We start from the raw sequence: 9268 nt of genomic DNA, 5'->3' as shown, positions 1-9268 counted from the left end.
TGCCGGCCACCACCTGCTCGGACCACGAATCCAGCAGACGGCCGAGATTCTCGCGGTGGGCCGGGGTGAAGCCGGTCTCGGTGAACATGTCGATGGCCGACTTGTACTCGTGGCGGCCGGCGAACTGCGCCTTGATGCCGAGCAGGTCCAGCGTGCCCTTGATGAACGGGCTTTCCACCCACAATCCGGTCAGGCCGACATCGCCGGACGGCTGCAGCCACACCTGGGAAAAAGCCGAGGCCAGATAATAATCCAGGGTACCCGAGCCGCCCTCGCCCAGGGTCTCGGCGAACAGCACCGCCGGCTTGCCGGTGGCGCGGAAGCGGGTCACCGCGTCGCGCAGGTCCTGGCGCCCGGCCAGCCCCAGGGTGGAATGGCCCAGCGTGGCGAACAGGCCGGTGACGCGGGTATCCGTGGCGGCGCGGTCGATGGCCTCCACCGTGGCGCGCAGGCTGTAGGAGCGTTCGCCCGACAGCTGGGCCAGCGGGTTGCCCTCCGCCGTATCGCGGAAACGGGCGTCGAGGTCGAGGCTGAGCACCGCGCGCTCGGGAACCTCCTTGTCGTCGCCGTCCGCCACATGGGCCGCCAGCCACGCCCCCAGGCCAAGCAACCCCAGGAAGACCAGACCCGACATGGCCAGGAAGGTGACCAGGATTCGACCGATACGGCGCATGCTTGCTCTCTCTTTAACCACGGCCCCTGGATTAAAGAGAAAAAGGGCGGCTACGTCCAGCAGCCGCCCTCAAGGTGGGGAAATGAAGAGAGGAATGTAAAATCAGGCGCCCACGGTGGGCAGGCCGGCGTCGCGCCAGGCATTGAGGCCACCCTTCATGTGGGTGGCCCAGCCCTGGCCCGAGGCGATCAGCTTGCGGGCCACCGCCGCCGAGCGCACGCCGCCCAGGCAGGAGATGATGACCTTGCGGCCGGGAAAGCTCGGCCAGGTCTCCACCTCGAAATCGCTCATGGGGGACAACACCGAGCCCTCGATATGCTCCTCGGCGAACTCGTCATCCTCGCGCACATCGACCAGCACCGCCTCGCCGGCATCCAGCAGAGCCTTGACCTGGGTGGGTTCCAGTTCGATCAGACCGATTTCGGAAACGCTCATGGCGGGGTCCTCGTGCGCTTATTCCCATGTTCACCACCGTCATAGCGCAACCGCGCCCATCATTCAACACAAAAATACAGCGCGAAATTATTTATTAGCCATAATAAACACTGTTTTCACTGTATTTGCACCGCAGCATTGACGGCAGCAACCTCACCCCGTAATCTCCCGCCGATCCCAGGCAAACCGACCATGCGCATCCTTATCGCCCTCCTCGTCCTGCTGCTCTGCCCCTTATCCGCCACGGCCCAGGAATTCGGCCGCATGGTGGCGCAGGTGGCGTTGCAGCCCCTGCCCGAGAGCGAGACGCCCGACATCGACCAACTGCTGCGCGCCCAGTGGAAGGCCTATTACAATGCCGGCGGGACCCACGGCTTCTTCCGCGACCAGGTCCGCGCCGGGCGCATCGACCTCAACGAGGACGGCCAGGCCGAGCTGTTCATCCAGATCGATTCGCCGGCCTGGGCTTCGGCCAAGGGCCTGCCGCTGCTGGTGGCGGGCTGGACGTCCCGGGGCTGGGCCCCCATCGGCTGGGCCTTCGCCGAGTCCGACAGCGTGTTCGTCACCTCGGAACGCATCGACGGCTGGGCCACCATCCTGACCCCCACCCAGGCGCTGCAGCGGGTCGGCAAGAGCTATCAGGCCATCGACCGCCGGTAAATTTCCCGGCCGTTGCGTTTCATCTTGTATTCCGCCCCGGCCCGGTCCATGCTAGGCCACGTCTTTCTACCAGCCGCAGATTCCTTACCAGGGAATCCGGCGCCGCTTCAGGTGTCATCGCCGGTCGAACGATTGGACCCCTCGCATGAGAGCATGCGGGGTACTACTGCTTATTTGGAGGTTCCTATGCCGAACGGCACCGTGAAATGGTTCAACGCTACCAAGGGTTATGGCTTCATCCAGCCCGAGGACGGCTCGGCCGACATCTTCGTTCACATCTCCGCCGTCGAGCGCGCTGGCATCGGCAACCTGAAGGAAGGCCAGAAGCTCTCCTTCGAGACCGAGCGCGATCCGCGCAAGGGCAAGAGCTCGGCGGTCAATCTCAAGGCCCTCTAGGCCTTTCGAGACTGCGAAAAGAAGGGGCGCGGCCTTTCGGCTGCGCCCTTTTTTGTGCCGATTGCCCATCCCGGCCAGCGGGTTCATAGTGGAGACATCGTGGGGAGAGCTGGGAGGCTCACATGCCGGTTCGATTGATCAGGGACGTCATCCGTAACCAGACCGTTCTCGCCATGCCCGCCACCACCACGGTGCGCGAGGCGGCCCGCCAGATGAAGGCCAGGGGCGTCGGCGCGGTGATGGTCACCGACCACCACGGCAAGCTGCGGGGCATCTTCACCGAGCGCGACTGCCTGTTCGACGTGGTGGCCGAGGGGATCAACCCCGACACCACCACGCTGTCCATGGTGATGACCCCCGATCCCGAGACCATCACCGCCGACCGCAAGCTGGGCCAAGCGCTGCACATGATGCACGACAACGGCTTCCGCCACATCCCGGTGGTCGATCACGGCATTCCGGTGGGCATGGTCTCCATCCGCGACGCGCTGGGCTCGGAACTCAGCAACTTCGAGCGGGAAGTGGTGAAGAAATCCCAACTGGGCGAAATCCTGGGATAGCCTTTGCCCATCCCACTCTTTCGTGTATGTAGGTGGATTGTGGCCCCGTTCCGGCGGCCCGGCAGTCTTTCCACCACGACACGAGGACCCGCATGACCTCTCCCGCTCCCCTGATGGCCGGCAAGAAGGGCCTTGTCATGGGCGTCGCCAACGATCGCTCCATCGCCTGGGGCATCGCGCAGGCGGCCCGCGCCCAAGGCGCCGAACTGGCCTTCACCTACCAGGGCGAGGCGCTGGAAAAGCGGGTCCGTCCCCTGGCCCAGAGCGTCGGCTCGGACATCGTGCTGCCCTGCGACGTGTCGGACGAGGCCTCCATCGATGCCGTCTTCGCCGAGTTGGAGAAGCGCTGGGGCAAGCTGGACTTCGTCGTCCACGCCATCGGCTATTCCGACAAGAACGAGCTGCGCGGCCGCTATGCCGACACCTCCTTGCAGAACTTCCTGACCTCCATGCACATCTCGGTGTTCTCGTTCACCTCGGTGGCGCGCCGGGCCTCGGCCATGATGCCCGATGGCGGCTCGCTGCTGACGCTGACCTATTACGGCGCCGAGCGGGTGATGCCCCACTACAACGTCATGGGCGTGTGCAAGGCGGCCCTGGAAGCCTCCGTGCGCTACCTCGCCGTCGATCTCGGCGGCCAGGGCATCCGCGTCAACTCGCTGTCCGCCGGTCCCATCAAGACCCTGGCGGCCTCGGGTATCGGCGACTTCCGCTATATCCTGAAGTGGAACGAATACAACAGCCCCCTGAAGCGCAACGTCACCCTGGAAGACATCGGCGGCGCCGGCCTCTATCTGCTGTCCGGCCTGTCGTCGGGCGTGTCGGGCGAGACCCATCACGTCGATTGCGGCTACCACGTGGTCGGCATGAAGGCGGTGGACGCCCCCGACATCACCGTCGCCAAGGACTGAGCCGCCACCATGTCCGGCAACGGCTTCGGCCATCTGTTCCGCTTCACCACCTTCGGCGAGAGCCATGGGCCGGCGATCGGATGCGTGATCGACGGGGTGCCGCCCGGCATCCCGCTGGCCGAGGCCGATATCCAGCATTACCTCGACCAGAGGAAGCCGGGCCAGAACCGTTTCACCACCCAGCGGCGCGAGCCCGATCAGGTGAAAATTCTGTCCGGTGTCTTCGAGGGGCTGACCACCGGCACCTCCATCGGGCTGCTGATCGAGAACACCGACCAGCGCTCCAAGGATTACGGCGAGATCAAGGACACCTTCCGTCCCGGCCACGCCGATTGGGTCTACCAGCAGAAATACGGTATCCGCGACTATCGCGGCGGCGGGCGCTCCAGCGCCCGGGAAACCGCCATGCGGGTCGCCGCCGGAGCCATCGCCCGCAAGGTGCTCGACGCCCTGGTGCCGGGCGGCGTGTCCATCCGGGGCGCCATGGTCGGCATGGGGCCGCATTCCATCGACCGCGCCGCCTGGAACTGGGCCGAGGTCGGCAACAACCCGTTCTGGTGCCCCGACGCCATCGCCGCCAAGGCGTGGGAAGAATCCCTGGACGCCATCCGCAAGGCCGGCTCCTCCATCGGCGGGGTGGTCGAGGTGGTGGCCGAGCGCGTGCCGGTGGGCCTGGGCGCCCCGGTCTACGACAAGCTCGACGCCGATCTGGCCAAGGCCATGATGAGCATCAACGCCGTCAAGGGCGTCGAGATCGGCGACGGCTTCGCCGCCGCGACCCTCTCCGGCGAGGAGAACGCCGACGAGATGCGCATGGGCAACGACGGACAGGTGCGCTTCCTGTCCAACCATGCCGGCGGCATCCTGGGCGGCATCTCCACCGGCCAGGAGGTGGTGGTTCGCCTCGCCGTCAAGCCCACCTCCTCCATCCTGACGCCGAAGCGGAGCATCGACGCCAAGGGCAACGAGGTCGAGGTCTCCACCAAGGGCCGCCACGACCCCTGCGTCGCCATCCGCGCCGTGCCGGTGGCCGAGGCCATGATGGCCTGCACCCTGGCCGACCACCTGCTCAGGTCACTGGCGCAGCCCCGGCCCTGAGCCGGAGGCTGAGGAATCGCCACGTTGTTGCGCCCATCCGTCCATATCCTGGTCTACATCGAGTCCCACGAAACCATGGAAGCCGCCATTACGCGCGAAAAGCGGATCAAGCGCTGGCGGCGCGAGTGGAAACTGGCACTGATCGAGAGGGACAATCCCACATCCTTAGTATCCCCGCCTGCGCAGGGATCCAGGAGGTCCCCCTCCGATTCAGTTTCCGCAGCCTGTCAGTCCTTGCACACCGCCTTGTCGCCCTCGACGGTGCAGGGCGCCTTGGTGCGGTAGGTGAGGTCGATGCCGTCGTCGTAGGTGCAGACCACCCGGGTCATGGCGCCGATGCGGATGGCGCCGATATGCTTGAACCTGGACGCCTTGATGGTCTCGGCGGACTTGGAGCAGTGCAGGTAGCCCTGGAACTCGCCGGCTTCCCACAGCGACACGTCCTTGGCCTTCCTGTAATGCTCCTCCGACAGGCAGACGCCATCCTCCTTGTCGTACATGCGCTGATTGTCGCTGCAATAGCCGGTGAAGCTCCACTTCAGCTCCTGCTCGCTGGCGCAGGTGCCAACCTGCTGGATGGCGGCGAGGTCGGGACAGGTGATTTCTCCGGCCAGGGCCGGCAGCGACACCAGAGACAGGACAAAGGCAAGACGACGGATCATGGCGGGCGTTCCTCCCCGTTGAGCGAGTGGCATCCTAACCATGCTCATGCCGCGGCGATCTGACATTCGTCAAGTGAAGCCCGATCGGTTGTCCAAAAGCCCCTGCAGGATGTAGGCGGCGGCCATCTTGTCCACCACCTCGGCCCGGCGCTTGCGGGACGAATCCGCCTCCAGCAGGGTGCGGGTCACCGCCGAGGTGGACAGCCGCTCGTCCCAATAGGCGATGGGCATGTCCCGAAGGCGGGCGAGATTGGCGGCGAACGAGCGCACCGACTGGCAGCGCGGCCCCTCGAATCCGTCCATCTCCACCGGCAGGCCGAGGACCAGACCGCCCACGTCCTGCCTGTCCACCACGGCCAGCAACTGTTCGGCGTCCTTGGTGAACTTGATGCGCCTGATGGTGTCGAAGGGGGTGGCGATGGTGCGGCTGACGTCGCTGAGCGCCAGCCCGATGGTCTTGGACCCCAGGTCGAGCCCCAGCAGGCGCTGGTCGCGGGCGAGAGACGCAAGGAGTTCGGCGGGGGAGAGAATGGGCATGGCCCTTTCATGCGCCGGCGGCGGGAAAAGATCAAGCCTCCCCCGCTTGCACCCTTGTGGCCCGGATGCTAACGTCCGGCCACCCTGTTTTACCGGAGTTTTCCGCAGCCCATGTCGCTCGACAAAGCCACCGTCCGCGCCATCGCCGAATTGGCGCGCATCGAAGTCAAGGACGAGGAACTCGACCACCTCGCCGGCGAATTGTCCAACATCCTCACCTTCGTCGAGCAGCTCTCCGAGGTGAACACCGACGGCGTCATGCCGATGACCTCGGTGGCCGACATCACGGCGCCGCTTAGGGCCGACGTGGTCACTGACGGCGGCTATCCCGAAAAGGTGCTGGCCAACGCCCCGGAAGCCGCCGAAGGCTTCTTCACCGTACCCAAGGTGGTGGAATAATGACCCAGCTCACCGACCTTACGCTGGCCGAGGCCCGCGACCGTCTGACCAAGGGCGAGTTCACCGCCGTCGAGCTGACCCAGGCCCATCTCAAGGTGGTCGAGGCCAAGCGGTCCTTGAACGCCTTCATCGTCGAGACGCCCGACTTGGCGCTGGACGCCGCCAAGGCCTCGGATGCGCGCCGTCAGGCGGGCACCAATGGCTCCATGGACGGCCTGCCCATCGGCATCAAGGACCTGTTCTGCACCGAGGGCGTGCAGACCACGGCGGCCAGCCACATCCTGGAAGGCTTCAAGCCGCCCTATGAATCCACCGTCTCGGGCAAGCTGAAAGCCGCCGGCGCCATTTCCCTGGGTAAGCTCAACCTCGACGAATTCGCCATGGGCTCGTCCAACCAGACCAGCTATTTCGGCGCCGTGGAGAATCCCTGGAAGAAGACCTCCGATCCCAAGGCCAAGCTGGTTCCCGGCGGCTCGTCGGGCGGGTCCGCCGCCGCCGTGGCGGCGCGCATGGTGATGGCCGCCACCGGCACCGACACCGGCGGCTCCATCCGCCAGCCGGCCGCCTTCTGCGGCATCACCGGCATCAAGCCGACCTATGGCCGCTGCTCGCGTTTTGGCATCGTGGCCTTCGCCAGCTCGCTGGATCAGGCCGGCCCCATGGCCCGCACGGTGCGCGATTGTGCTATCATGCTGGGCGCCATGGCCGGCTATGACCCCAAGGATTCCACCTCGGTCAACATGGCGGTGCCGGATTTCGAGAAGGCGCTGACCGGCGATATCCGCGGCCTTAAGGTGGGCATTCCCAAGGAATACCGCCCCGACGGCCTGTCGGACGAGGTAGCCAAGGTGTGGGACCAGGGCATCGAGTGGCTGAAGGCCGCTGGCGCCACCCCGGTGGAGATCAGCCTGCCGCACACCAAGTACGCCCTGGCCACCTATTACATCATCGCGCCTGCCGAGTGCTCGTCCAATCTGGCGCGCTATGACGGGTTGCGCTACGGCCTGCGCGTTCCGGGCAAGACCCTGGACGACATGTACAAGAAGACCCGTGCCGCCGGCTTCGGCGCCGAAGTCCGCCGCCGTATCCTGATCGGCACCTATGTGCTGTCGGCGGGCTATTACGACGCCTATTACGCCAAGGCCCAGAAGGTTCGCCGCCTGATCGCCGAGGATTTCCGCAAGGCCTTCGAGAGCGTCGACGTCATCCTCACCCCCACCGCGCCGTCGGCGGCGTTCGGTCAGGGCGAGGGCAGCGACGATCCGGTCACCATGTGGCTGAACGACGTGTTCACCATCCCCACCAGCATGGCCGGCCTGCCCGGCCTCAGCTTGCCCGCCGGCCTGTCGGCCGACGGCCTGCCGCTGGGCCTGCAGCTGATCGGCCGTCCCTTCGACGAGGAGACGGTGTTCCGCGTGGCGGGCGTGATGGAAACGGCCGCGAACTTTACCGCCAAACCGGAGGGCGTGTGATGGCCTACATCATTCAGGGCGACACCGGCGATTGGGAGATCGTCATCGGTCTCGAGGTCCATGCCCAGGTCATCTCCAAGGCCAAGCTGTTCAGTGGCGCCGCCACCGAGTTCGGCGCCGAGCCCAACACCCAGGTGAGCTTCATCGACGCCGGCTTCCCCGGCATGCTGCCGGTGATCAACGAAATCTGCGTCGAGCAGGCGGTGCGCACCGGCCTGGGGCTCAAGGCCAAGATCAATCTGACCAGCGTGTTCGCGCGCAAGAACTACTTCTACGCCGACTTGCCCCAGGGCTATCAGATCAGCCAGTACGACCAGCCCATCGTCGGCGAGGGCGAGCTGATCCTCGACCTGCCCGACGGCGGCACCCGCACCGTGGGCATCGAGCGCCTGCACCTGGAGCAGGACGCCGGCAAGTCCATCCACGACATGCATCCGTCCAAGTCGTTCATCGACTTGAACCGCTCGGGCGTGGCGCTGATGGAGATCGTCTCCAAGCCCGATTTGCGCAGCCCGGAAGAGGCCGGCCTCTATCTCACCAAGCTGCGCTCCATTCTGCGCTACCTGGAAACCTGCGACGGCAACATGCAGGAAGGCTCCATGCGCTGCGACGCCAACGTCTCGGTGCGGCCCGTGGGCTCCACCGAACTGCGGACCCGCTGCGAGATCAAGAACGTCAACTCCATCCGCTTCGTCCAGCAGGCCATCGAGTACGAGGCAAGGCGCCACATCGACGTCTACGAATCGGGCGGCGAGATCCGCCAGGAAACCCGCCTGTTCGATTCGGTCAAGGGCGAGACCCGCTCCATGCGTTCCAAGGAGCACGCCCACGACTACCGCTACTTCCCCGATCCCGACCTGCTGCCCCTGGTGATCCGCCAGGACTTCGTCGACGGCATCAAGGCCGGCCTGCCTGAGTTGCCCGACGATAAGAAGGCCCGCTTCATGGCGGAATACGGCCTCAACGCCTACGATTCCGGCGTGCTGGTGGCGGAGAAGGCCTCGGCCGAGTTCTTCGAGACCGTGGCCAAGGGCCGTGATTCCAAGATGGCCTGCAACTGGGTGATGGGCGACTTCTTCGCGGCGCTCAACGCGACGGCCAAGACCATCGAGGACCCGCCGGTCTCGGCGGCCAACCTGGGCCAGATGATCGATTTGATCAAGGACGGCACCCTGTCGGGCCGTCTGGCCAAGGACGTCTTCGCCCTGATGGTGGAAACCGGCAAGGCCCCCGCCGTTCTGGTGGAGGAGCGCGGCCTCCGCCAAGTCACCGACACCGGCGCCATCGAGGCGGCGGTGGACGCGGTGATCGCCGCCAACGCCGACAAGGTCGCCCAGGTCAAGGACGGCAAGACCACCCTGCTCGGCTGGTTCACCGGCCAGGTGATGAAGGCCACCCAAGGCAAGGCCAACCCGGCCATGGTCAACGAGATGTTGTCCAAGAAGATCCTGGGGTAGACCCAATC

At 65.7% G+C, this 9268-nt stretch carries 12 protein-coding genes; 8 read left to right on the top strand and 4 right to left on the bottom strand.

Going from position 1 to position 9268, the window contains the following annotated elements:
- The coding region (locus H261_RS21715) for a S49 family peptidase (protein WP_008622002.1) at positions 1 to 673 on the bottom strand (673 nt) is incomplete at its 3' end.
- Positions 674 to 775: 102 nt separating this feature from the next.
- Positions 776 to 1108 carry a rhodanese-like domain-containing protein gene (locus tag H261_RS21710; RefSeq protein WP_008622000.1) on the bottom strand — a complete coding sequence of 111 codons (333 nt, stop codon included), beginning with the start codon at positions 1106 to 1108 and terminating at the stop codon, positions 776 to 778.
- 192 nt (positions 1109 to 1300) lie between these two features.
- Here H261_RS21710 and H261_RS21705 point away from each other — a divergent pair, with 192 nt between their 5' ends.
- From H261_RS21705 to aroC, 5 genes are all read left to right on the top strand, one after another.
- Positions 1301 to 1768: a hypothetical protein gene (locus H261_RS21705; RefSeq protein WP_008621998.1), complete on the top strand. Its 468-nt coding sequence runs from the start codon at positions 1301 to 1303 to the stop codon at positions 1766 to 1768.
- Positions 1769 to 1954: 186 nt separating this feature from the next.
- Positions 1955 to 2164, top strand: coding sequence for a cold-shock protein (locus H261_RS21700; protein WP_008621996.1), 210 nt, complete (start codon positions 1955 to 1957; stop codon positions 2162 to 2164).
- Between the two features lie 122 nt (positions 2165 to 2286).
- The gene (locus tag H261_RS21695) at positions 2287 to 2724 is read left to right on the top strand and encodes a CBS domain-containing protein (protein ID WP_040477165.1); all 438 of its coding nucleotides are present in this window, start codon (positions 2287 to 2289) and stop codon (positions 2722 to 2724) included.
- A 92-nt stretch (positions 2725 to 2816) separates the two neighbouring features.
- On the top strand, positions 2817 to 3635 hold the full coding sequence (gene fabI, locus H261_RS21690) for an enoyl-ACP reductase FabI (protein WP_008621993.1): 819 nt from the start codon (positions 2817 to 2819) through the stop codon (positions 3633 to 3635).
- A gap of 9 nt (positions 3636 to 3644) precedes the next feature.
- Positions 3645 to 4733, top strand: a complete 1089-nt coding sequence (gene aroC, locus H261_RS21685) for a chorismate synthase (RefSeq protein ID WP_008621992.1) — start codon at positions 3645 to 3647, stop codon at positions 4731 to 4733.
- 227 nt (positions 4734 to 4960) lie between these two features.
- Here the strand turns inward: aroC and H261_RS21680 are convergent, their stop codons facing one another.
- Positions 4961 to 5395 (bottom strand): hypothetical protein, encoded by a 435-nt coding sequence (locus H261_RS21680; protein ID WP_008621990.1) that lies wholly within the window; start codon positions 5393 to 5395, stop codon positions 4961 to 4963.
- Between the two features lie 69 nt (positions 5396 to 5464).
- Positions 5465 to 5932 (bottom strand): Holliday junction resolvase RuvX, encoded by a 468-nt coding sequence (ruvX, locus tag H261_RS21675; RefSeq protein WP_008621989.1) that lies wholly within the window; start codon positions 5930 to 5932, stop codon positions 5465 to 5467.
- Positions 5933 to 6043: 111 nt separating this feature from the next.
- On the opposite strand from ruvX, the gene gatC reads away from it, so the two are divergent.
- The 3 genes from gatC to gatB are packed head-to-tail and all read left to right on the top strand — an operon-like array spanning position 6044 to position 9260.
- A complete protein-coding gene (gene gatC / locus H261_RS21670; RefSeq protein WP_008621988.1) occupies positions 6044 to 6331 on the top strand; it encodes an Asp-tRNA(Asn)/Glu-tRNA(Gln) amidotransferase subunit GatC in 288 nt (95 codons plus the stop codon).
- Positions 6331 to 7803, top strand: a complete 1473-nt coding sequence (gatA, locus tag H261_RS21665) for an Asp-tRNA(Asn)/Glu-tRNA(Gln) amidotransferase subunit GatA (RefSeq protein ID WP_008621987.1) — start codon at positions 6331 to 6333, stop codon at positions 7801 to 7803. Before gatC ends, gatA begins: the two co-directional genes overlap by 1 nt.
- The gene (gene gatB / locus H261_RS21660) at positions 7803 to 9260 is read left to right on the top strand and encodes an Asp-tRNA(Asn)/Glu-tRNA(Gln) amidotransferase subunit GatB (protein WP_008621986.1); all 1458 of its coding nucleotides are present in this window, start codon (positions 7803 to 7805) and stop codon (positions 9258 to 9260) included. Before gatA ends, gatB begins: the two co-directional genes overlap by 1 nt.
- Positions 9261 to 9268 lie beyond the last annotated feature (8 nt).

The sequence above is a fragment of the Paramagnetospirillum caucaseum genome, from assembly GCF_000342045.1.
GTDB lineage: Bacteria > Pseudomonadota > Alphaproteobacteria > Rhodospirillales > Magnetospirillaceae > Phaeospirillum > Phaeospirillum caucaseum.
The sequence above is the reverse complement of the archived record's forward strand: the minus strand, read 5'-3'. Positions and strand labels throughout refer to the sequence as shown.